We start from the raw sequence: 21,230 nt of genomic DNA on the forward strand, positions 1-21,230 counted from the left end.
CCTTCCGGCGGACAGGGGAGGCCCGTGGAAGGCGACGAGGGTGACGGGGGCGTGTTCGGTACGCCGGACGCGCCCGACGACGACTCGACCAGCGGCGAGCGCGTGCACGCGCTGGTCGGACAGGGCCGCTTCGCGGAGGCGCACGCCGTCGTCGGCGACGCCTTCGTCGAGCGCAACGGCAGCGCGGGCTACCTGCTGCGCGCCTGGGTCCTCGCCCAGGAGAAGCGCGGCCCCGAGGCCCGCGAGGCCGTCGACTGGGCGCTGGCGCTGGCCGGGCGTGCCGAGGCGGCGGACGTCTTCGTGCTCGCCGGTGTGGTCCTTCTCTCACTCGACGAGGCCCACGACGCGCTGATCGTCGCGCTGCGGGCCACCGGGGCGGACCCGGACGGCTGGGAGCCGGCCGTCCTGCTCTCCGACGTCTACCGGCGGCTCGGCCGGGTCCCCGACGCGGTCGCGGCCGCCCGGCGGGCCGTCGACCTCGCACCGCAGGAGGCCGAGGCGCAGGTCGCGCTGGCCCGCTCGCTGAGCGCCGGCCGCAGCATCCTGGGCCGGATACCGCGACGGCTGCGGCCCGAGCACCGTGCCGCGGTCGAGCGCTCGCTGATGCTCGGGGCGGACCCCGGGCAGCTGCAGGCACCCCGCGCCGGGGTGCTCACCGGCGGGCTCGCCGTCGCCCTGCTCTGGGGCATCCAGCTCTACCGCATCGAGACCGGCGACGACTGGCAGTTCGTCGCCGCGGGCGTCGTGCTGCTCGCCACCGTGGCGCTGCTCGCGGTCGTCGTACGCGTCCACGCCCGGCGTACGGGCACGGGGGCGCGGGCGCGGCTGCGCGGAATCCGGGCGACGGTGCGCACGGAGCTGGCCGCGGACGACCGGCTCTGGCAGATCCGTGCCGCGCACGTCGGCGCCGCCATTCCCGTGGCGCCGCTGCTCACCACCGGGCTGATCGCCGATCGCGCCTGGCGGCGGGAGCTGTGGCCGCTGTGGGCCGCGGTGCCGGTGACCGTGGCCGGGGTCGCGGGGGTCGCCCTCGCCGTGGCCGGCGTCCACTGGTGGTACGGCGCGGAATTCGCCCGCCGGGCCTTCCTCTTCTCGTGGTTCGGGCGGCTCCAGATCGTCCTGCCGGCCCTGCTCCTCGGTGCCACGCTCGCGGCCGCGGTCGCGGGCTCCGCCGCGCGCTCCACCTGGCGCGACCTGGCGCTGGCGCACCTGGGCTGGCTGGCCGTCTCCCTCGCGGCGGGCGCCACCTTCTCGGCCCGAGCCCGCACCTTGCGCGCCCGCGCCCTCTGACCCTGCTCCCCTCGCCCCGTCAGGTCCTGCCCCTTGCGCTGCGTAGCTTGCCTGCGGCCGCGTCGTGGATTGTCGCGCAGTTCCCCCGCCCCCGAAAACGGTCACCCTCTGCGCAGAGGGCGAGCCCCTGGCAGGGGCGACTGCCGGGCGTTGGAGGACGCAGGCCAGAAGCGGCGCTGGGGGTCCCCCAGGCGAAGCGCTGGGGGCGGAACTGCGCGCCCAGTCCGAGCGGCGGGGAGGATGCAACGCCACAGCAGGTGGCACCCACCTGGGGGCGCGAGGAACTGCGCGCTCAGCCGCGACGTACCGAGAGGTGCGAGCCCGCCGCTAGGGGCAGGGCCTGAAGGGGCGCTGGGGGTCCCCCCAGGCGAAGTGCTGGGGGCGGAACTGCGCGCTCAGCCACGACGCGGCCGCGGGCAGGCAGCCCACCGCAAGGGGCAAGGCTCCCCCCCGGAGGGAAGGTGGGGGCCGCGGGGGAGGATGACCGCATGGATCTCATCCCGCAGGCGCGGCTGGTGCGGACAGAGGGCGGCTCGGTCGAGCTGGGGAGCCGGGTGCGGCTGGAGGCGGGGGCGGGGGCCGAAGGGGCCGCACGGTGGATGCGGACGGTGCTGGCACCGGCACTCGGCGTGGACTTCGACGCCGACGCCGACGGCCCCGCCGTACGGCTCGCCGTGGACCCGGACCTCGGCCCCGAGGCGTACCGCCTCACCGTCACCCCGGACGGCGTCCGGCTCACCGGCGGCGACGCCCAGGGTGTCTTCTGGGGCACCCAGACCGTCCGCCAGCTGCTGGCCCCGGCGGCGTACCGCCGGGCACCGTCGCCCGGGGCGGCCCCCTGGACCCTGCCGGTCTGCGACATCGCGGACCGGCCCCGCTTCCACTGGCGCGGTTTCATGCTCGACGTCGCACGCCACTTCATGCCCAAGGACGGCGTCCTGCGCCACCTCGACCTGATGGCGGCGCACAAGCTGAACGTGCTGCACCTGCACCTCACCGACGACCAGGGCTGGCGGCCCGAGATCACCCGCTACCCGCGGCTGACGGAGGTCGGCGCGTGGAGGCACCGCACGAAGGTCGGCCTGAAGGAGTCCCCGCTGTGGGACGAGCGGCCGCACGGCGGTTACTACACCCAGGACGACCTCCGGGAGATCGTCGCGTACGCCGGGAGCCGGCACATCACGGTGGTGCCGGAGATCGACATCCCGGGCCACTCGCAGGCGGCCATCGCCGCGTATCCGGAACTGGGCAACAGCGACGTCGTCGACACCGCCGCCCTGCCGGTGCTCGACCACTGGGGGGTCAACCCCAACGTGCTGGCGCCCACCGAGGCGACCCTGCGCTTCTACGAGGGCGTCCTCACCGAGCTGCTGGACATCTTCCCGGGCACCTTCGTCCACATCGGCGGCGACGAGTGCCCCAAGGAGCAGTGGCGGGCCTCGCCCACCGCGCAGGCGCGGATCGCCGAGCTGGGGGTGCGGGACGAGGACGGGCTGCAGAGCGCGCTGATCCGGCACTTCGACCGCTGGCTCGCGGACCGCGGGCGGCGGCTGATCGGCTGGGACGAGATCCTGGAGGGAGGGCTCGCGCCGGGCGCCGCCGTGTCGTCCTGGCAGGGCTACGCGGGCGGTGTCGCGGCGGCCAAGGCGGGGCACGACGTGGTGATGTGCCCGCAGAGCCAGGTGTACCTGGACTGGCGGCAGGCACCGGGCGCCGACGAGCCGGTGCCGATCGCCCATGTGCGGACCCTGGAGGACGTCTACCGCTTCGAGCCGGTGCCCGCGGAGTTGACCGCGGCGGAAGCGGAACACGTCATCGGCACCCAGGCCAACGTGTGGACCGAAGTCCTGGACTCACCGCGGGCGGTGGACTACGCGGTCTACCCGCGACTGGCCGCGCTCGCCGAGGTCGCCTGGTCGCCGCTGCCGCCGCCCGCCGAGCGCGACTGGGCCGGCTTCGAGGCGCGGATGCGCACGCACTACGCCCGGCTCGACGCCCTGGGCGTCGAGTACCGCCCGCCCGGCGGCCCGCGTCCCTGGCAGCGCCGCCCGGGCGTCCTGGGGCGGCCGTCGGAGGGTCCGCCCCCGATCGTGTGACCAATCGCGCAACATCTGTACCGGGTCGCAGCGAACCTGGCACCGTGGACCCGTAACAGCCGTAACACACACGAAGGATGGCAATTCCGGCACTGTGTCAATTTCCGCGGGAGACGTACGATCGCACGCGTGGCGGACGGATCGGTACTTCGTGGACCCTCGCGCCGACCCCGGGGGAAGATGTGCCAGAGTTGCCACGTCCGGGCGCTCAGCACGTACGGTACGGCTACCGCGTGACGGAGGAAGGCCGGGAAGGGGCAGCTGCGTGAGCACGTATGCACAGCAGACCGCGGAGAATGTCACGTTGCCGACCTCGCTCGACGAGGCGGTGGCGGCGCTCGCCGCCATGCCCAGCGCCGTGCCTGTCGCGGGCGGCACCGACCTGATGGCGTCGGTGAACGCCGGGTTGCTGCGGCCGGCCGCGCTCGTCGGCCTCGGGCGGATCGCGGAGATCCGCGGCTGGCAGTACGCCGACGGGGCCGCGCTGCTCGGCGCGGGCCTCACCCACGCGCGCATGGGCCGGCCGGACTTCGCCGCACTCATCCCCGCGCTGGCCGCGGCCGCGCGCTCCGCGGGACCCCCGCAGATCCGCAACGCGGGCACGCTCGGCGGCAACATCGTCTCCGCCGCGCCCACCGGCGACGCGCTGCCGGTGCTGGCCGCGCTGGAGGCGAGCGTCATCCTCGCCGGTCCGGAGGCCGACCGGGAGATCCCGGTCAGCCACCTGCTGACCGGCATGGACCCGCTGCGGCCCGGCGAGCTGCTGGCCTTCGTCCGCATCCCGCTGCTGCACGCCCCGCAGACCTTCCTCAAGGCCACCGGCCGCACAGGACCGGGCCGCGCGGTCGCCTCCGTCGCGCTCGTCGTGGACCCGGCCAGGCGCCAGGTGCGCTGCGCGGTCGGCGCGGTCGCCCAGGTGCCGCTGCGGCCGCTGGAGGCCGAGCAGTGGGTGGCGGGGCTGATCGACTGGGACGGCGAGCGCAACCTCGCGCCCGAGGCCTGCACCGCCTTCGGGGAGTACGTGGCCGCCGCGTGCATCCCCGACCAGCCGGGGGTCGAACTGCCCCCGGCCGCCGTCCAGCTGCGCCGCACGGTGGCCGCACTGTCCCGCCGAGCGCTCGGGAGGGCACTGGCATGACCGACCAGCCGCAGCAGCGGGGCGGCCCCCCCGGCAACACCGGGGCGTGGCAGCCCGTTCCGGGCGGCGGGGACTACGACCCCGACCAGACCATGCATGTCTCCTTCGCCGCCCAACTCCCGCCGGAGCCGCTCCCCGGCGAGGACCCGCTGATCGCGCACGGCCCGGTCGGCGACACCGACCCGGCCACGCAGTGGACGATCCCGGTGATAAGGGACGAGCCCGAGAGCGACTCGGGCGAGTACTCGGTCGGCGCCTTCACCTCTTCGTGGGACCGGGCGCCCTCGCCCGCGGCGCCCACGCAGTCCTTCCCCGCCGGGATGTTCGGGCAGGGCGCGGCGGCGCAGGCCGCGGCCGCGCAGGCGCCCGCGCCCGCCCCCGAGTCGGCGGAGCCCGCCGAGGCCGCGGCCGAGCCCGAGAGGCAGTGGGCCGCCTTCGGCGGCGAGGCGCTGCCGTGGCAGCCGGTCGAGCAGGCGGCGGCGGAGGCCGCGTGGTCCTCGGTGGTCGACGAGGTGCCGGACGCCGGCACCGACGTCGAATCGGGGGCAGAGGCCCTGCCGGCGCACGAGCCGGCGCAGGAACCGGAGCCGTCCGAGGCTTTCGAGCCCGCCGAGGCTTTCGAGCCCGCGGAGCCCGCGGAGGCTTTCGAGCCCGCCGAGGCCGCCGGGCCGGAGCAGCCGGAAGCGGCGCCCGGGCACGAGCCGGAGGCCGAGCCGGAACCGGAGGCCGAGCCGACCCGCAGCGAACACCCGCTGGCCTCCTACCTGCTGCGGGTCAACGGCACCGAGCGGCCCGTGACGGACGCCTGGCTCGGCGAGTCGCTGCTGTACGTGCTGCGCGAGCGCCTCGGCCTGGCCGGGGCCAAGGACGGCTGCGAGCAGGGCGAGTGCGGTGCCTGCTCGGTCCAGGTGGACGGGCGGCTCGTCGCGTCCTGCCTGGTGCCCGCCGCCACCGCCGCGGGCAGCGAGGTCCGCACGGTCGAGGGCCTGTCGGCCGACGGCCGGCTCTCCGACGTCCAGCAGGCGCTGGTGGAGTGCGGCGCCGTCCAGTGCGGCTTCTGCATCCCGGGCATGGCGATGACCGTGCACGACCTGCTGGAGGGCAACCACCGCCCCACCGACCTGGAGACGCGCCAGGCCCTGTCGGGCAACCTGTGCCGCTGCTCCGGCTACCGCGGTGTCGTGGAGGCGGTCCGCCAGGTCGTCGCCACCCGCGACGCCGACGAGCCGCAGGCCTCCCCCCGCATCCCCAACCAGCCGGGCCCCCCGGAGGCCGCCGTATGACCCCCCGACCCCCGCTCTCCCGCGGCCGCGCGGCCGCGGGCGGAGGCGTGCCCCCGCGAGGGGGCCTGACGACGACGGGCACACGCCCACAGGGCGCCGCGGGCGCCGTACGCGGGGGAGGCGCGCGGTGAGCGTCATCGACGGGCCAGGGGCCGTCACGGAGAGCCTGGCCGGCGGGGGCACCCCGCACGGCATCGGCACTTCCCTGCCGTCGGCCGACGCGCCGGCGAAGACGCAGGGCACGTATCCGTACGCGGCCGACCTGTGGGCCGAGGGCCTGCTGTGGGCCGCGGTCCTGCGCTCCCCGTACCCGCACGCGCGCATCGTGCGGATCGACACCGGCGAGGCCGCCGCGATGCCCGGCGTGCGCGCCGTCCTCACGCACGAGGACGTGCCCGGGGACGCCATGCACGGGCGGCTCGTCGCCGACCGGCCGGTGTTCGCCAAGGACATCGTGCGGCACCACGGCGAGCCGATCGCCGCCGTCGCCGCCGACCACCCGGACACCGCCAGGCTCGCGGCCGCCGCCATCCTCGTCGAGTACGAGGTGCTCGAACCCGTCACCGACCCGGAGAAGGCCTTCGCGGCCGAACCGCTGCACCCCGACGGCAACCTGATCCGGCACATCCCGCTGCGCTTCGGCGACCCCGACACCGTCGGCGAGGTCATCGTCGAGGGCCTGTACCGCGTCGGCCGCCAGGACCCGGCCCCGATCGGCGCCGAGGCGGGCCTTGCGGTGCCGCGCCCGGACGGCGGCGTCGAGCTGTACGTCGCCTCCACAGACCCGCACGCCGACCGCGACATCGCCGCGGCCTGCTTCGGCCTTGAGGCCGACCACGTCAAGGTCGTCGTCACCGGTGTGCCCGGTGCCATGGGCGACCGCGAGGACTCCGGGATCCAGCTGCCGCTCGGCCTGCTGGCGCTGCGGACCGGCTGCCCGGTGAAGTTCGTCGCGACCCGCGAGGAGTCCTTCCTCGGGCACGCCCACCGCCACCCCACCCTGCTGCGCTACCGCCACCACGCGGACGCGGAGGGGCGGCTGGTGAAGGTCGAGGCGCAGATCCTGCTGGACGCGGGCGCGTACGCCGACGCCTCCTCCGACGCGCTCGCCGCCGCGGTGGCCTTCGCCGCGGGCCCCTACGTCGTCCCGCACGTCTTCGTCGAGGGCTGGGCGGTACGCACCAACAACCCGCCGTCCGGGCACGTACGCGGCGAGGGCGCGCTCCAGGTCTGCACGGCCTACGAGGGCCAGATGGACAAGCTCGCCGCCAAACTCGGCCTGGAACCGGCCGAGATCAGGATGCGCAACGTCCTGGCCACCGGCGACCTGCTGCCCACCGGGCAGTCCGTCACCTGCCCCGCGCCGGTCGGCGAGCTGCTCAAGGCCGTCCGCGACGCCGACCTGCCGCCGCTGCCCGACGGCGACGACGAGTCGCAGTGGCTGCTGCCCGGCGGCACCTCGGGCGCCGGTGAACCCGGTGCGGTGCGCCGCGGCGTCGGCTACGCGCTCGGCATGGTCCACGTGCTCGGCGCCGAGGGCACCGACGAGGTGTCCACCGCGACCGTACGGGTCCACGACGGCCGCGCCACCGTCATCTGCGCCGCCGTCGAGACCGGCCAGGGCTTCACCACGCTGGCCCGGCAGATCGTCCAGGAGGTGCTCGGCGTCGAGGACGTGCGGGTGCTGCCCTCCGACACCGACCAGCCGCCCGCCGGGCCCGCCGCCCGCGGCCGGCACACCTGGGTCTCGGGCGGGGCGGTGGAGCGGGCCGCGAAGATGGTGCGCACCCAGCTCCTGCAGCCGCTCGCCGCGAAGTTCGGCATGTCCGTGGAGCTGCTGACCATCGCCGACGGGAAGATCACCTCGTACGACGGGGTGCTCTCGACGACGGTGGCCGAGACGCTGGACGGCAAGGAGCTGTGGGCGACGGCGCAGTGCCGGCCGCACCCCACCGACCGGCTCGACGAGACCGGCCAGGGCGACGCCTTCGTCGGGCTGACCTTCTGCGCGATCCGGGCGGTCGTCGACGTCGACATCGAGCTGGGCGCGGTGCGGGTGGTGGAGCTGGCCGTCGCCCAGGACGTCGGCCGGGTCCTCAACCCGCGGCAGCTTGCCGCCCGTATCGAGGCCGGGGTCACGCAGGGCGTCGGGCTGGCCCTCATGGAGGACCTGCGCGCGCCCCGGGGCATCGTCAAGCGCCCCAGCCTCACCGGCTACGCGCTGCCCACCGCGCTCGACGCGCCCGAGGTGCGGATCGTCAAGCTCGTCGAGGAGCGCGACGTCGTCGCCCCGTTCGGGGCCAAGGCCGTCAGCGCCGTGCCCGTCGTGACGTCCCCGGCCGCGGTGGCGGCGGCCGTCCGCGCCGCCACCGGCCGCCCCATCTCCCGCCTCCCCATCCGCCCCCAGGCCGCGATCGTCAAACCCCCGGCGTAGGTCAGCGGGTGAGGGCCGAGGCGATGGACCGGACCGACTCCAGGGCCTCGGTGTGGAGGGTGCCGCCGAAGGTGACGCGGGTGACGCCGAGGGCGCCCAGCTCCCAGGGGGAGGGGGTGCCCGGCCTGCACAGCGCGTTGACCGGGACGGCGAGCGCCTCGGCGATGGTCGTCAGGTGCGTCGTGGGCGCGAGGATCGGGTAGACGCAGTCGGCGCCGGCGGCGGCGTAGAGCAGCCCGCGCTCCACCGCCGCGGCGGGCGTCCGCTCCCCGCGCAGGTAGGTGTCGACGCGCGCGTTGAGCACCAGCGCGGAACCGGCCGCCGCACGGACCGCGGCCAGGCGGTCGGCCTGCCGCGCCGGCTCGACCAGCGCCCCGGTGGCCGGGTCGGTGTCCTCCAGGTTGCATCCCGCGGCCCCGGCCTCCAGCAGCCGCTCCACCAACTCGGCGGCGGGCAGGCCGTAGCCCGCCTCCACGTCCGCGGTCACGGGCACGTCCACGGCCCGGGCGATACGCCGGATCGCCCCGAACATCTCGTCCGGCGGGGTGCCTTCACCGTCCTCGTAGCCGAGCGAGGCGGAGATCCCGGCGCTGGGCGTGGCCAGCGCGGGGAAGCCCGCGTCGGCGAAGACCCGCGCACTGGCCGCGTCCCACGGCCCCGGCAGCACCAGCGGATCCCCCGCCGCCCGCCCATGGTGCAGCGCCCGCAGCACGTCCGCGCCCGTACCCACCGCTGTGTGTTTCGTCTCCTGCGTCATGGGCCAGACGCTACGTGCTCCCGCGCCGCAGCGGCTGTGCCACTGGGCAGCGGAATATGTGGGCCAATCACCCGCCGGCGACGTCCGCCCCGAGCACCGGGCTGAGCCGTCCCGCCCGCGGCGCTACGGCACTCCCCGCGGCCGCTGTATGAGGACGCTCGCCATGTCGCCGGCGAACACGACGCAGAGCATGGCCACGGTGGTCGCGGCGAGCCGCCCGCCGTCGCGGTACTGCCCGGGGGGCAGGGGTGTGGACAAGGACTTCCTCACGGGCGTCAAGGTGCCCGCTGCGGGCTGTCGCCGCACCGTAGGGCAGCTGTCGCCACGCTGTCCAGGAGCGGGCTCCCCGGACGTGCGGAGAAGTCGGTCTGGAGGCCGTGACCGGATTCGAACCGGTGTATCTCGCTTTGCAGACGAGTCCCTGAACCACTCGGGCACACGGCCGTGGTGTGTTGCTCCGACGATGACGGGTGCGGGCGGTCGCGGTCAATGGTGCGTGCGGGCGTGCCATGGGACTGCCATACGCCGTTTACAAAACCGACCGGGGGAGTAGGACGGAAGGCCGAGGCGGGTACGGTCTCGCGGCAGGGGTGAAATGGCCTGTTGCCCCTTACGCTGGGCCGGTGACCGTTGCCGAAGAGGACACCCTGAAGCGCCTGATACCCGAAGAGGGGACGGGCGGCATCCTGGGCCGTGAGTACCGGGCGCTGACCCTCGGGGTGGTGTCCGTGGTGCTGCTGGTGGCCTTCGAGGCCACCGCCGTCAGCACCGCGATGCCGATCGCGGCCCGCGACCTGCACGGCCTCGGGCTCTACGCCTTCGGCTTCTCCGGCTACTTCACGACCTCGCTGCTCGCGATGGTGGTCAGCGGCCAGTGGTGCGACCGCAGCGGGCCGCTGGCGCCGCTGACCGCGGGGATCGCGGCCTTCGCCGCGGGGCTCGTGGTGAGCGGGACGGCGGGCACGATGGGGACGTTCGTGCTGGGGCGGGCCGTGCAGGGCTTCGGCGGCGGGCTGGTGATCGTCGCGCTGTACGTGGTGGTGGGGCTGGCGTATCCGGAGCGGCTGCGGCCCTCGGTGATGGCGTCGTTCGCGGCGTCCTGGGTGGTGCCGTCGATCGTCGGGCCGCTGGTGTCGGGGACGGTGACCGAGCAACTGGGGTGGCGCTGGGTCTTCCTGTCCATCCCGGTGCTGGTGGTGCTGCCGCTGGCGGTGATGCTGCCCGCGCTGCGGCGGACGGTGGCCGCGCCCGGCCACCACGACGCGGGGCCGCGGCCGGGGATGGACGGGCGGCGGATCTGGCTGGCGGTCGCGCTGGCCGCGGGAGCGGTGCTGCTGCAGTACGCGGGCCAGGACCTGCGGCCGCTGTCCGCGGTGCCCGCGCTCGCGGGTGCCGCGCTGCTGGTGCCGGCCGCACGCCGGCTGCTGCCCGCGGGCACGTTCCGCGCGGTGCGCGGGCTGCCCGCGGTGGTGCTGATGCGCGGTCTCGCGGCCGGGACGTTCGCCGCCGCCGAGACCTTCATCCCGCTGATGCTGGTCACCCAGCGAGGGCTGTCCGCGACGATGGCGGGCCTGTCGCTCGCGGGCGGCGGCCTGACCTGGGCGCTGGGGTCGTACGTGCAGGCCAGGCCGCGGTTCGAGCTGGTGCGCGAGCGGCTGGTGCCGGTCGGGATGGTGCTGACCGCGACCGCGATCGCGCTGGTGCCACTGGCGTTGGACCACGCGGTGCCGGTGTGGATCGTGGCCGTCGGCTGGTGCCTGGCCGGCATGGGGATGGGGATGGTCATCTCCACGCTTTCGGTGCTGATGATGCGGGTGTCGGGGCCGCAGGACGCCGGGACCAACTCGGCCGCCCTGCAGGTCAGCGACGCACTGGCGCAGGTGGTGTTCGTGGCCGCCGCGGGTACGGCTTTCGCCGCGCTCGGCGGGGGGTCCCTCGCGCCCTCCGCGTCCGCGGCCACCTCCGCGGTCGCGTCCCACCCGGCCGCCTTCGCCGCGGTCTTCCTCCCGGCCGCCGCGCTCGCCTGCGCGGCGGCGTTCGTGGCCACCCGCCTCCGCACTTCCCCTTAGCGGGGCGCACCCTGAGCCGCACCCCGCCCCGGAGGGTGCCCCTCAGGGGCGCGTGGGGGGTACCCCCAGGCGCCCCTGAGGGTTGCCCTCTGCGCAGAGGGCAGGCCACCCGCCGTGGGGGGCGGGGGTGTGAGATGGGTCGCACCCCGGGAGGGGGTGGTGTTGGGGGGCGGGCCGCAGGCCGGTGGCCGGTAGGCTGAGGCGGTTTTCGTACGGGCCGTGCCGCCGGGACATGGGGGCGGCCGCCGCCCTACCCTCACCCCGGAGACCGTGTCTACCTCGCACCCCCACCACCTGTCTCCCGCCTTCCCCGGCCGTGCGCCCTGGGGCACGGCCAACAAGCTGCGGGCCTGGCAGCAGGCGGCCATCGACGCCTATGTCGCGCGCCAGCCGCAGGACTTCCTCGCGGTGGCGACCCCCGGCGCGGGCAAGACCACCTTCGCCCTGTCGCTCGCGTCGTACCTGCTGCACAACCACATGGTCCAGCAGATCACCGTGGTCGCACCGACCGAGCACCTCAAGACGCAGTGGGCGGACGCGGCAGCGCGGATAGGGATCAGGCTGGACCCGCAGTACAGCGCGGGCCCCGTGGGGCGCGAGTACCACGGCGTCGCGGTGACGTACGCCGGTGTCGGCGTACGGCCGATGCTGCACCGCAACCGGTGCGAGCAGCGCAAGACGCTGGTGATCCTGGACGAGATCCACCACGCGGGCGACAGCAAGTCCTGGGGCGAGGCGTGCCTGGAGGCGTTCGACCCGGCGACCCGGCGCCTGGCGCTGACCGGCACGCCGTTCAGGTCGGACACCAACCCGATCCCGTTCGTGGCGTACGAGGAGGGCAACGACGGCATCCGGCGCAGCTCGGCGGACTACACCTACGGGTACGGCAACGCGCTCGCCGACGGCGTCGTCCGCCCGGTGATCTTCCTGTCCTACAGCGGCAACATGCGCTGGCGCACCAAGGCGGGTGACGAGATCGCGGCCCGGCTCGGCGAGCCGATGACCAAGGACGCGACCGGTCAGGCCTGGCGTACCGCGCTGTCGCCGACCGGCGACTGGATCCCCAACGTGCTCAAGTCCGCCGACCAGCGGCTGACCGAGGTGCGCAAGGGCATCCCTGACGCGGGCGGCCTGGTCATCGCCACCGACCAGGACTCGGCCCGCGCGTACGCCAAGCTGCTGCGCGAGCTGACCGGGCACAAGCCGACCGTGGTGCTGTCCGACGACACCGGCGCCTCCAAGCGCATCGAGGAGTTCAGCGCGTCCGACGACCGGTGGATGGTCGCGGTGCGGATGGTGTCCGAGGGTGTGGACGTACCGCGGCTGGCGGTCGGGGTGTACGCCACCACGATCTCGACGCCGCTGTTCTTCGCGCAGGCGGTGGGCCGTTTCGTACGGTCGCGGCGGCGCGGCGAGACGGCGTCGGTGTTCGTCCCGACCATCCCGATGCTGCTGGAGTTCGCCAACGAGATGGAGGTCGAGCGCGACCACGTGCTCGACAAGCCGAAGAAGGCCGGCGAGGAGGACCCCTTCGCCGAGGAGGACCAGCTCCTCGCGGACGCCGAGCGGGCCGAGGACGAGGACACCGAGGACGACCAACTGCCCTTCGAGGCGCTGGAGTCCGACGCGGTCTTCGACCGGGTCCTCTTCGACGGCGCCGAGTTCGGCATGCAAGCGCACCCGGGTAGCGAGGAGGAGCAGGACTACCTCGGCATCCCCGGGCTGCTGGAACCGGACCAGGTGCAGATCCTGCTGCAGCGGCGGCAGGCCCGGCAGATCGCGCACAGCCGCAGGAAGCCGGACGAGGAGGCCGACCTGCTGGAGCTCCCCGCCGAGCGGCGCCCGGTGGTCTCGCACCGCCAGCTGCTGGAGCTGAGAAAGCAGTTGAACACCCTGGTGGCCGCATACAACCATCAGAGCGGCAAACCGCACGGCGTGATCCACAACGAGCTGCGCCGGGTCTGCGGGGGTCCGCCGAGCGCCGAGGCGACCGCCGGGCAGCTCGGCGAACGGATCAAGAAGGTGCAGGAATGGGCCACCCGAATGCGATGATTTCCGCTGTGTTACGCGGATATGACAAGCGACGAGGCGTCATCGGACTGCCCGGATTGTGGACGGCCTCTTCCGCTGAGCGGTACAACCTCGCTACCGTGCCGATCACGCACGCGCCGTGGCAGAGCCGCCGCGGAGCGCAGCCGGTAAGCCGACAACCGGCGGCCTCTCCGCGCACTGCCGCGGGACCGGTGGTGCGTCGTCTCCGTGACAAGCGCCGCCGATTCTATGAGGAGGGGGCGTCGTGACCGCGGAGACGTCTCAGACACTGGACCGGGGCCTGCGGGTCCTGAAACTGCTCGCCGACACCGATCACGGCCTGACCGTGACCGAGTTGGCAGCCAAACTCGGGGTGAACCGGACGGTCGTCTACCGGCTGCTCGCCACCCTGGAGCAGCACTCGCTCGTCCGCCGCGACCTCGGCGGCCGCGCCAGGGTCGGGCTCGGGGTGCTCGGACTCGCCCACCAGGTCCACCCGTTGCTGCGCGAGGCGGCGCTGCCCGCGCTGCGGTCGCTGGCCGAGGACATCGGGGCGACCGCCCATCTGACCCTGGTCGACGGCAGCGAGGCGCTGGCCGTCGCCGTGGTCGAGCCGACCTGGACCGACTACCACGTCGCCTACCGCACCGGCTTCCGCCACCCGCTGGACCGGGGTGCGGCGGGCCGGGCGATCCTCGCGGGCCGCGGCATGCAGCCGACGCCGGACGGCAGCCGCTGGGAGCGCTTCGCGGACGCGCACGACGGCGGGGACGACCTCGACGGGCGCGACGGCGGCCAGGACCAGCCGGAGGACGACCGCGGCTCCATGGCCAGGATCGGCACCGCCTCGGTCGCCACCAGCCTGGCCACCGACCAGGTCCGCTACGTCCTGACCCACGGCGAGCTGGAGGCCGGCGCGAGCGGCGCCGCGGCCCCGCTGCTCGGGGTGCCGGGCGTGGAGGGCAGCGTCGGTGTGGTGATGCTCTCCGAGGCCGTACCCGAGCGGGTCGGGCCGCGGGTGGTGGAGGCGGCGACCGAGGTGTCGGACGCCCTGCGCTGACCGGGTGGGGAACGGGCGGGTTCGGGTCAGGCCCGGCGGTGAAATAGGGTCGGGCGCATGCCTACGCTCTCCCGCCGGTCCCTGACCCTCGCCGTGTGCGGGGCGGTCGTGGCCGTCCTGCTGGCCGTGGCCGCCTTCGCGCCGCTGCCGGTGTCCATCGTGGTTCCGGGCCTGACCGTGAACGTGCTGGGCGCCAAGAGCGGCACCGAGGTCATCACCGTCAGCGGGGCACCGGTGCGCGCCACCAGCGGGCAGCTGCGGATGGTCACCATCGCGGCGACCTCGCCGGACGCCTCGGTGCACTTCACCGACGTGGCCAAGGCGTGGTTCAACAGCAAGGAAGCCGTGATGCCGCGGGACTCGGTCTACCCCAGCGGCGGGTCGGTCAAGGAGATCGAGAAGGCCAACCTCAAGGAGATGACCGACTCGCAGGACGCGGCCACCACGGCCGCGCTGACCCACCTCGGCCTGTCACCGCAGAAGGTGAAGGTCGACCTGCGGCTCGCCGACGTCGGCGGCCCCAGCGCCGGGCTGCTGTTCTCCCTCGGCATCATCGACAAGATCAACGGCAACGGCCATGGCGGCGACCTGACCGGCGGCCGGAGCGTCGCCGGCACCGGCACGATCGACGCCAAGGGCAACGTCGGCGCGGTCGGCGGCGTCCCGCTCAAGGAGCTGGCCGCGCGCAAGGACGGCGCCTCCGTCTTCCTGGTGCCGCGCGCCGAGTGCTCGGACGCCACCGCCCAGCTGCCCGGCGGCCTGCGGCTCATCCCCGTCGAGACCCTGGACGGCGCCCTGGCGGCGCTGGCGGCACTGGACGCGGGCCGGCAGACCCCGACCTGCTGACGGCCGCGCTCAGGGGCGCGTGGACGCCACCACGGGCGTGCGGGCGGCGGCGGGCGCGGGCGTGTCCCAGGAGCGGAAGGCGGGCAGCACCAGCGGGCTCAGCGTGGTCAGCAGGTAGACCGCGCTGACCGCCGCCATACCGGTGCGCAGGCCCGCGTACTGCACGACGTAGCCGCCGAGCAGCCCGCCGATCGGCACCGCCACCAGCACCCCCGAGGTGACCGCGCCGAAGACCCGGCTGCGCAGCCGCTCGGGGACCAGCCGGACCATCTCGGTGCCGATGATCGGGTTCAGCACCCCCGCGAAGATCCCGGAGACCGCGCACACCGCGATCAGCGGCGCCAGCCCCGGCAGGAAGGCGGCGACCGCGGACTTGGGGAAGCCGCAGGCCAGGAAGGCGCCGATGAACAGGCCGCGCTGCGGGAGCCGGTGCCCGACGGCGCCGTAGAGCAGCGAGCCGGTCAGCGCGGCGGCCGCGAAGGTCCCGGTGACCAGGCCGATGCCGGTCGCGCCGCCCAGGTGCTCGCGCGCGTCGACCGGCAGCAGCACCGCCGACCAGGCCTGGTCCAGCGCGTTGGTCACCATCACCATCGCCACGACGGCGAACAGCAGCCGGGCGCCTACCAGGTACGCGTACCCCTCGCGCAGCTCCGCGAGGTAGCCGCGTGCCGTGGTCGGCCCGGCGGGGCGCTCGGGGGCGGGCTCGCCGCGGACGCCGAGGCCGATCAGCAGGGCGGAGGCGGCGAAGGTCGCCGCGTCGACCAGCAGCGCGTCGGCGGCGCCGGTCACCGAGATGAGCAGGCCGGCCAGCGGTGCGCCGAGCATCCTGGCGCCGCGCGAGGCGCTCTCGTAGCCGCTCGACGCCCGCGCCACGGTCGTGCCCGCACGGGCGGCCAGCCGCGGCATCAGCACCTCGCGGGCGGTCTCGCCGGGTCCGTGGAAGAGCCCGCTGACGGCCACCAGGGCGAGCAGCGCCCCGTACGACAGCGCCCCGGCCATGTGCAGCACCGGGATCGCGCCGACCGCGACCGCGCACACCGTGTCGGACAGCACGCTGCTGACCGGCTGCCCGAGCCGGTCGATCAGCGGTCCGCCGAGCAGTGCGGCGAGCACCACGGGCAGCGTCGCGGCGAAGGCGACCAGGCCGGCCCTGGCCGGGCTGCCGGTGGTCTGGAGCACGAACCAGGGCACGGCGACCGCGGTCAGCATGTTGCCGGTGACGGATATGACGTTGGCGGTGAGCAGGACGGCCAGCGGGCGGCGGTCGCGGGCGGTGTCTGGCATGGGTTCCCCCCGTGGGAAGTCGTGCGGGCGCGAGGTCAGTCCGCGCGGCGCGGAAAGGCGTGCAGGTGGATGCGGACCCGGGCGGCCTCGTCGGTGGGCTCGGGCAGCCGGTCGCGGTAGGACTGGATGAGGTCGTGGACCCGGCCGGTCAGCTCCTCCGCCATCTGCGGGGTCAGCCGGATGGTGAAGTCGCTCAGGTCCCAGGCGCTCTGCCACTCCTGCGGCCACTCGTGCATGGTGCCGAGCCAGGTGGTGACCTGCTCGGCGTGCACGGCGGCGTGCTCGTAGAAGAAGGTGGCGGCGGCGCCGCGCACCTCGGGGTCGGGGTGGTGGAGGAACTCGTCGATGCTGTCGACCCGGCTGCCCCGGTGCACCGCCTTCCACCAGCGCTCGCGGCCGGTGCCGCGGTCCGGGTCGTCGGCGACGAAGCCGTACGCGGCGAGCTGCCGCAGGTGGTAGCTGGTGGCGCCGCTGGACTCGCCGAGCCGGGCGGCCAGGCCGGAGGCGGTGGCCGGGCCGTCCTCGCGCAGCGCGGCGAGCAGCCGCATCCGCAGCGGATGCGCCAGGCCGCGCAGGGTGCGCGGATCGAGCGGTCGTACGTCGGCGTGGGACGCGGGGTTCTCAGGGGTGTTCTCGGGCACGATGGCAGACTACGAATGCAAAGCTTGCTTTGCAACGGATTTTGCAAAGGAAGCTTTGCACACGGGTCGGGAGTCCGCCCGGCGACCACCGGGGGACGGCTCAGACGTCCCGCGCGGCCTGCTCCACCAGCGGGATGATCCGCAGCGGCACCGGGTTCTCCATCACGATCGCGGTCGCCGCGCGCACGATCCCCTCGAAGCCGACCACCTTGTCGATCACCCGCTGCAGATCCCCGTTCGACCTGGCCACCAGCCGGCACAGCATGTCGCCCTCGCCGGTCGTGGTGTGCAGCTCCAGCACCTCGGGCACCGACGCCAGATGGGCGCGGACGTCCGCGCCCAGCCCCTGCTTGATCTCCAGCGTCGCGAACGCCGTCACCGGGTAGCCCAGCGCCGCCGGGTCCACCTGCGGACCGAAGCCGCGGATCACCCCCTGCGCCTGCAGCCGGTCCAGGCGGGCCTGCACGGTGCCGCGCGCCACCCCCAGCCGCCGCGACGCCTCCAGGACGCCTATCCGCGGCTCCCGGTCCAGCAGCGTGATCAGCCGCCCGTCCAGCGCGTCGATGCCCATCCCCGCCCGCCTGCCCTTCGCCATGGTCATCCTGCACAGATTGACCCGTCGATCGTCACCTGCGCTGTGCAGACTGTCCAGCGAAAACCGGAACTGTTGCGCACCCTGAGCTGCGGCGGGACGCTTTTGCCATGACTGAGACCAAGGACGCCAAGGACGCTTTCCCCGTCAAGGGCATGGACGCCGTCGTCTTCGCGGTGGGCAACGCGAAGCAGGCCGCGCACTACTACTCGACCGCCTTCGGGATGCGCCGGGTGGCGTACTCCGGGCCGGAGAACGGCAGCCGCGAGACCGCCTCGTACGTCCTGGAGTCCGGCGGCGCGCGCTTCGTCTTCACCTCCGTCATCAAGCCCGCCACCGAGCACGGCCGCTTCCTGGCCGACCACGTGGCCGCGCACGGCGACGGCGTCGTCGACCTGTCCATCGAGGTCCCCGACGCCCGCGCCGCCTACGCCTACGCCGTCGCCCACGGCGCGCGCGGGCTCGCCGAGCCGTACGAGCTGAAGGACGATCACGGCACCGTGGTGCTCGCCGAGATCGCCACCTACGGCCAGACCCGGCACACCCTCGTCGACCGCACCGGCTACGACGGCCCCTACCTGCCCGGCTACGACGCGGTGCAGCCGGTCGTCGAACCCCCGGCCCAGAGGTACTTCCAGGCCATCGACCACTGCGTCGGCAACGTCGAACTGGGCCGGATGAACGAGTGGGTGACCTTCTACAACGAGGTCATGGGCTTCACCAACATGAAGGAGTTCGTCGGCGACGACATCGCCACCGAGTACTCCGCCCTGATGTCGAAGGTCGTCGCCGACGGCACCCTGAAGGTCAAGTTCCCGCTCAACGAGCCGGCGGTGGGCAAGAAGAAGTCCCAGATCGACGAGTACCTGGAGTTCTACGGCGGCCCCGGCGTCCAGCACATCGCGCTGGCCACCAACGACATCGTCGCCTCGGTGCGGGCGATGCGGGCCGCGGGCGTGGAGTTCCTCGACACCCCCGACTCGTACTACGACACCCTCGGGGAGTGGGTCGGCGACACCAGGGTGCCGCTGCACCAGCTGCGCGAGCTGAAGATCCTGGCGGACCGGGACGAGGACGGGTACCTGCTGCAGATCTTCACCAAGCCGGTGCAGGACCGGCCGACGGTCTTCTTCGAGATGATCGAGCGGCACGGCTCGATGGGCTTCGGCAAGGGCAACTTCAAGGCGCTCTTCGAGGCGATCGAGCGCGAGCAGGAGCGCCGCGGCAACCTGTAGGCCCCGCGCCGGACCGCGGTCCCCGTCGCGCGCAGTCCCCCCGCGCCCCTGGTGGGGGCACCCGCCAGGGTGCCAGGGTGGGGGGATGGGTGACGTGATCGAGATGTTGGCGGCGGGGCTGCCCGCAGAGGCGCTGGTGACCGACCCGGAGGTCATGGCCTCCTACGCACGGGACATGGCGAGCTTCTCCGCGGTCGGCGAGCCGCTCGCCGTCGTGACGCCGCGGACCGTCGAGGACGTGCAGCACGTCATGCGCACCGCGACCGCCGCCCGCGTGCCGGTCGTGCCGCAGGGCGCGCGGACCGGGCTGTCCGGCGGCGCCAACGCCGTGGACGGCTGCATCGTGCTGTCGCTGCGGAAGATGGACCGGATCGTCGAGATCGACCCGGTGGACCGGATCGCCGTGGTCGAACCCGGCGTCGTCAACGCGGTGCTGTCCCGCGCGGTCGCCGAGCAGGGGCTGTACTACCCGCCGGACCCGTCGAGCTGGGAGCAGTGCACCATCGGCGGCAACATCGGCACCGGCGCGGGCGGCCTGTGCTGCGTCAAGTACGGCGTCACCGCCGAGTACGTCCTCGGCCTGGACGTCGTCCTGGTCGACGGCCGGCTGCTGAGCACCGGGCGGCGCACCGCCAAGGGCGTCGCGGGCTACGACCTGACCCGGCTCTTCGTGGGCTCCGAGGGCACCCTGGGCGTCGTGGTCAAGGCGGTCGTCGCCCTCAGGCCCGCGCCGCCGCAACAGCTCGCGCTGGTCGCCGAGTTCCCCTCGACGGCGGCCGCCTGCGCCGCGGTCTGCGCGATCATGGAGGGCGGCCACGTACCGTCACTGCTCGAACTGATGGACGCCACCACCATCCGCGCGGTCAACGCGATGGCGCAGATGGGGCTGCCGGAGTCCACCGAGGCGCTGCTGCTGGCCGCGTTCGACACCCCCGACCCCGCGGCCGACCTGGCCGCGCTCGGCGAGCTGTGCACGGCGGCGGGAGCCACCGACGTGGTGCCCGCGCAGGACGCGGCGGAGTCCGAACTGCTGCTCCAGGCACGGCGGCTGTCGCTCACCGCGCTGGAGCGGATCTCCACCGCCACGATGATCGACGACGTGTGCGTACCGCGCGGGCGGCTCGGCGAGATGCTGGACGGGGTCGCCGCGATCGCCGCCGAGTACGACCTGACGATCGGCGTGTGCGCGCACGCCGGGGACGGCAACACCCACCCCGTGGTCTGCTTCGACGCGCACGACCCGGACGAGTCCCGCCGGGCCAGGGAGTCCTTCGACGCGATCATGGCGCTCGGCCTCGAACTGGGCGGCACCATCACCGGCGAGCACGGGGTGGGGCTGCTGAAAAGGGACTGGCTGGCCCAGGAACTCGGCCCCACGGGACTGGAGTTGCAGCGCGGCATCAAGGCCGTCTTCGACCCGCTGGGGCTGCTGAACCCCGGCAAGGTCTTCTGACCGCGGCAGGGCCGGCTACGCACCCGCGTCCGGGGTGTCGTCCTGCCGGCCCTGCAGCCACAGCTCGTCCCCCGCCACGGGGGCGAGCAGCCGGCTCAGGCCGTCGTCCATGCCGAGCTGCTCGTGCTCGGTGCCCGGCGGCACCACCCGCAGGGTGCGCTCCAGCCAGGCCGCGACGGGCGAGGACGGCGCTTCGAGCAGCGCCTCGCCGTCCGGCGAGCTGAGCGCCATGCACAGCACGCTGCGGCCGTTGACCTTCGTCGGCCAGATCCGCACGTCGCCGTGCCCGCACGGCCTGAACACCCCCTCCACGATCAGCTCCCGGGCGAACGTCCAGTTCACCGGCGTGTCGGAACCCACGTGGAAGGTGACGTGCACCGCGAAGGGGTCCTCCGTGCGGTAGGCCAGCTTCGCCGGTACGGGGATGCTGCGCTCGGGCGACAGCACCAGCTGCATTTCGAGTTCGCGTTCCACCACGGTCTGCATCGAGTCGACGTCCTTTCCTTGGCGCGGCGGCCCCTGTTGGCGGGTTTCGCGATCGGGGCCTGCACCTGGAGAGAGCGCGTGCCTCTCCCACCATTACGCGGCTTCGCGGGATTGGGTTCAAATTTCGTGAAGAGAGGGCGCGCGGCTCCGTGTGAGGGTAAGGACGTGTCAGAGAGGGTGGTGTGCGGCGGCGCGGTCCCGCCGGGTCCGCCGGTCTGGTATCTCTGGACGCTGCACACCCTGGCCGAGCAGATACGGAACCTGTGAACCATGAGCGCACCTCCTTCTGGCTCCTCCGGTTCTTCGTCGTCCGCGTCCCCGGCGCCGGGCTACTACCCGGACCCGTCCATCCCGAACTACATCCGCTACTGGAGCGGTTCCGGCTGGGTTCCGGGGACGAGCCGGCCCGCGCCCGAGGGTGTGCAACCCGCGCCGGCGCAGCAGGCGGTGGACGAGTCCGGGCCGATGTTCCTGGACGCCGATCCCAGCGCGCCGGTCGCGGTGCAGGGCGTCCCGGAGGCCCCGCCGCCGGCAC

At 74.1% G+C, this 21,230-nt stretch carries 17 protein-coding genes, 1 tRNA gene and 1 pseudogene; 12 read left to right on the forward strand and 7 right to left on the reverse strand.

All coding sequences use genetic code 11. The features are described 5' to 3' along the window. Positions 1-24: 24 nt before the first annotated feature. From NFU81_RS31895 to NFU81_RS31915, 5 genes and pseudogenes are all read left to right on the forward strand, one after another. Positions 25-1,290, forward strand: coding sequence for a tetratricopeptide repeat protein (locus NFU81_RS31895; protein ID WP_251497854.1), 1,266 nt, complete (start codon positions 25-27; stop codon positions 1,288-1,290). A 488-nt stretch (positions 1,291-1,778) separates the two neighbouring features. Beyond that, positions 1,779-3,386, forward strand: coding sequence for a beta-N-acetylhexosaminidase (locus tag NFU81_RS31900; RefSeq protein WP_251497857.1), 1,608 nt, complete (start codon positions 1,779-1,781; stop codon positions 3,384-3,386). A gap of 265 nt (positions 3,387-3,651) precedes the next feature. Continuing rightward, positions 3,652-4,524: an FAD binding domain-containing protein gene (locus NFU81_RS31905; RefSeq protein ID WP_251497860.1), complete on the forward strand. Its 873-nt coding sequence runs from the start codon at positions 3,652-3,654 to the stop codon at positions 4,522-4,524. Between the two features lie 506 nt (positions 4,525-5,030). Then, a pseudogene (locus NFU81_RS41425) lies at positions 5,031-5,807 on the forward strand ((2Fe-2S)-binding protein); the annotation flags it as partial. A gap of 136 nt (positions 5,808-5,943) precedes the next feature. Continuing rightward, positions 5,944-8,241, forward strand: a complete 2,298-nt coding sequence (locus tag NFU81_RS31915; RefSeq protein ID WP_251497906.1) for a xanthine dehydrogenase family protein molybdopterin-binding subunit — start codon at positions 5,944-5,946, stop codon at positions 8,239-8,241. A 1-nt stretch (position 8,242) separates the two neighbouring features. Here the strand turns inward: NFU81_RS31915 and NFU81_RS31920 are convergent, their stop codons facing one another. The 3 genes from NFU81_RS31920 to NFU81_RS31930 all read right to left on the reverse strand — a co-directional run bounded on the left by NFU81_RS31920 (position 8,243) and on the right by NFU81_RS31930 (position 9,442). Next, the gene (locus NFU81_RS31920; RefSeq protein ID WP_251497865.1) at positions 8,243-8,998 is read right to left on the reverse strand and encodes an isocitrate lyase/PEP mutase family protein; all 756 of its coding nucleotides are present in this window, start codon (positions 8,996-8,998) and stop codon (positions 8,243-8,245) included. Positions 8,999-9,121: 123 nt separating this feature from the next. Then, positions 9,122-9,268 (reverse strand): hypothetical protein, encoded by a 147-nt coding sequence (locus NFU81_RS31925; RefSeq protein WP_251497868.1) that lies wholly within the window; start codon positions 9,266-9,268, stop codon positions 9,122-9,124. Positions 9,269-9,367: 99 nt separating this feature from the next. After that, a tRNA-Cys gene (locus tag NFU81_RS31930) sits at positions 9,368-9,442 on the reverse strand. A gap of 65 nt (positions 9,443-9,507) precedes the next feature. On the opposite strand from NFU81_RS31930, the gene NFU81_RS31935 reads away from it, so the two are divergent. The 4 genes from NFU81_RS31935 (at position 9,508) to NFU81_RS31950 (ending at position 15,004) form a co-directional block, all read left to right on the forward strand. After that, complete coding sequence (locus NFU81_RS31935; protein WP_422665342.1) at positions 9,508-11,067, forward strand: MFS transporter; 1,560 nt, start codon at positions 9,508-9,510, stop codon at positions 11,065-11,067. Between the two features lie 270 nt (positions 11,068-11,337). Then, on the forward strand, positions 11,338-13,119 hold the full coding sequence (locus NFU81_RS31940; protein ID WP_251497875.1) for a DEAD/DEAH box helicase: 1,782 nt from the start codon (positions 11,338-11,340) through the stop codon (positions 13,117-13,119). Positions 13,120-13,363: 244 nt separating this feature from the next. Beyond that, a complete protein-coding gene (locus NFU81_RS41430) occupies positions 13,364-14,158 on the forward strand; it encodes an IclR family transcriptional regulator (RefSeq protein ID WP_251497878.1) in 795 nt (264 codons plus the stop codon). A 57-nt stretch (positions 14,159-14,215) separates the two neighbouring features. After that, positions 14,216-15,004 (forward strand): S16 family serine protease, encoded by a 789-nt coding sequence (locus tag NFU81_RS31950; RefSeq protein ID WP_251497881.1) that lies wholly within the window; start codon positions 14,216-14,218, stop codon positions 15,002-15,004. Between the two features lie 9 nt (positions 15,005-15,013). Here the strand turns inward: NFU81_RS31950 and NFU81_RS31955 are convergent, their stop codons facing one another. The 3 genes from NFU81_RS31955 to NFU81_RS31965 all read right to left on the reverse strand — a co-directional run bounded on the left by NFU81_RS31955 (position 15,014) and on the right by NFU81_RS31965 (position 17,500). Further along, complete coding sequence (locus NFU81_RS31955) at positions 15,014-16,288, reverse strand: MFS transporter (RefSeq protein WP_251497885.1); 1,275 nt, start codon at positions 16,286-16,288, stop codon at positions 15,014-15,016. A gap of 35 nt (positions 16,289-16,323) precedes the next feature. Further along, positions 16,324-16,929, reverse strand: a complete 606-nt coding sequence (locus tag NFU81_RS31960; protein WP_251497888.1) for a winged helix-turn-helix domain-containing protein — start codon at positions 16,927-16,929, stop codon at positions 16,324-16,326. 100 nt (positions 16,930-17,029) lie between these two features. Next, on the reverse strand, positions 17,030-17,500 hold the full coding sequence (locus NFU81_RS31965) for an Lrp/AsnC family transcriptional regulator (protein ID WP_251497909.1): 471 nt from the start codon (positions 17,498-17,500) through the stop codon (positions 17,030-17,032). A gap of 131 nt (positions 17,501-17,631) precedes the next feature. Between NFU81_RS31965 and hppD the strand changes: the two genes are divergently transcribed. Both hppD and NFU81_RS31975 read left to right on the forward strand, forming a co-directional pair. Then, positions 17,632-18,756: a 4-hydroxyphenylpyruvate dioxygenase gene (hppD, locus tag NFU81_RS31970; RefSeq protein ID WP_251497891.1), complete on the forward strand. Its 1,125-nt coding sequence runs from the start codon at positions 17,632-17,634 to the stop codon at positions 18,754-18,756. A gap of 85 nt (positions 18,757-18,841) precedes the next feature. Further along, on the forward strand, positions 18,842-20,209 hold the full coding sequence (locus NFU81_RS31975; protein ID WP_251497894.1) for an FAD-binding oxidoreductase: 1,368 nt from the start codon (positions 18,842-18,844) through the stop codon (positions 20,207-20,209). Between the two features lie 15 nt (positions 20,210-20,224). On the opposite strand, the gene NFU81_RS31980 is transcribed toward NFU81_RS31975, so the two are convergent. Beyond that, positions 20,225-20,695, reverse strand: coding sequence for an SsgA family sporulation/cell division regulator (locus tag NFU81_RS31980; RefSeq protein WP_251497897.1), 471 nt, complete (start codon positions 20,693-20,695; stop codon positions 20,225-20,227). A gap of 270 nt (positions 20,696-20,965) precedes the next feature. Here NFU81_RS31980 and NFU81_RS31985 point away from each other — a divergent pair. Further along, a partial coding sequence (locus NFU81_RS31985) for a DUF2510 domain-containing protein (RefSeq protein WP_251497900.1) occupies positions 20,966-21,230 on the forward strand: 265 nt, incomplete at its 3' end.

Origin of the sequence: Actinacidiphila cocklensis (assembly GCF_907177275.1) — a bacterium.
Classification (GTDB): Bacteria; Actinomycetota; Actinomycetes; order Streptomycetales; family Streptomycetaceae; genus Actinacidiphila; species Actinacidiphila cocklensis.

Excerpts from the sequence above, each read along its gene's own strand:
- NFU81_RS31920 (WP_251497865.1), bottom strand. The coding sequence starts at position 8,998 with ATGACGCAGGAGACGAAACACACAGCGGTGGGTACGGGCGCGGACGTG.
- NFU81_RS31955 (WP_251497885.1), bottom strand. The coding sequence starts at position 16,288 with ATGCCAGACACCGCCCGCGACCGCCGCCCGCTGGCCGTCCTGCTCACC.
- NFU81_RS31975 (WP_251497894.1), top strand. The coding sequence starts at position 18,842 with ATGGGTGACGTGATCGAGATGTTGGCGGCGGGGCTGCCCGCAGAGGCG.
- NFU81_RS31980 (WP_251497897.1), bottom strand. The coding sequence starts at position 20,695 with ATGCAGACCGTGGTGGAACGCGAACTCGAAATGCAGCTGGTGCTGTCG.
- hppD (WP_251497891.1), top strand. The coding sequence starts at position 17,632 with ATGACTGAGACCAAGGACGCCAAGGACGCTTTCCCCGTCAAGGGCATG.
- NFU81_RS31950 (WP_251497881.1), top strand. The coding sequence starts at position 14,216 with ATGCCTACGCTCTCCCGCCGGTCCCTGACCCTCGCCGTGTGCGGGGCG.
- NFU81_RS31965 (WP_251497909.1), bottom strand. The coding sequence starts at position 17,500 with ATGGGCATCGACGCGCTGGACGGGCGGCTGATCACGCTGCTGGACCGG.
- NFU81_RS31900 (WP_251497857.1), top strand. The coding sequence starts at position 1,779 with ATGGATCTCATCCCGCAGGCGCGGCTGGTGCGGACAGAGGGCGGCTCG.
- NFU81_RS31935 (WP_422665342.1), top strand. The coding sequence starts at position 9,508 with ATGGGACTGCCATACGCCGTTTACAAAACCGACCGGGGGAGTAGGACG.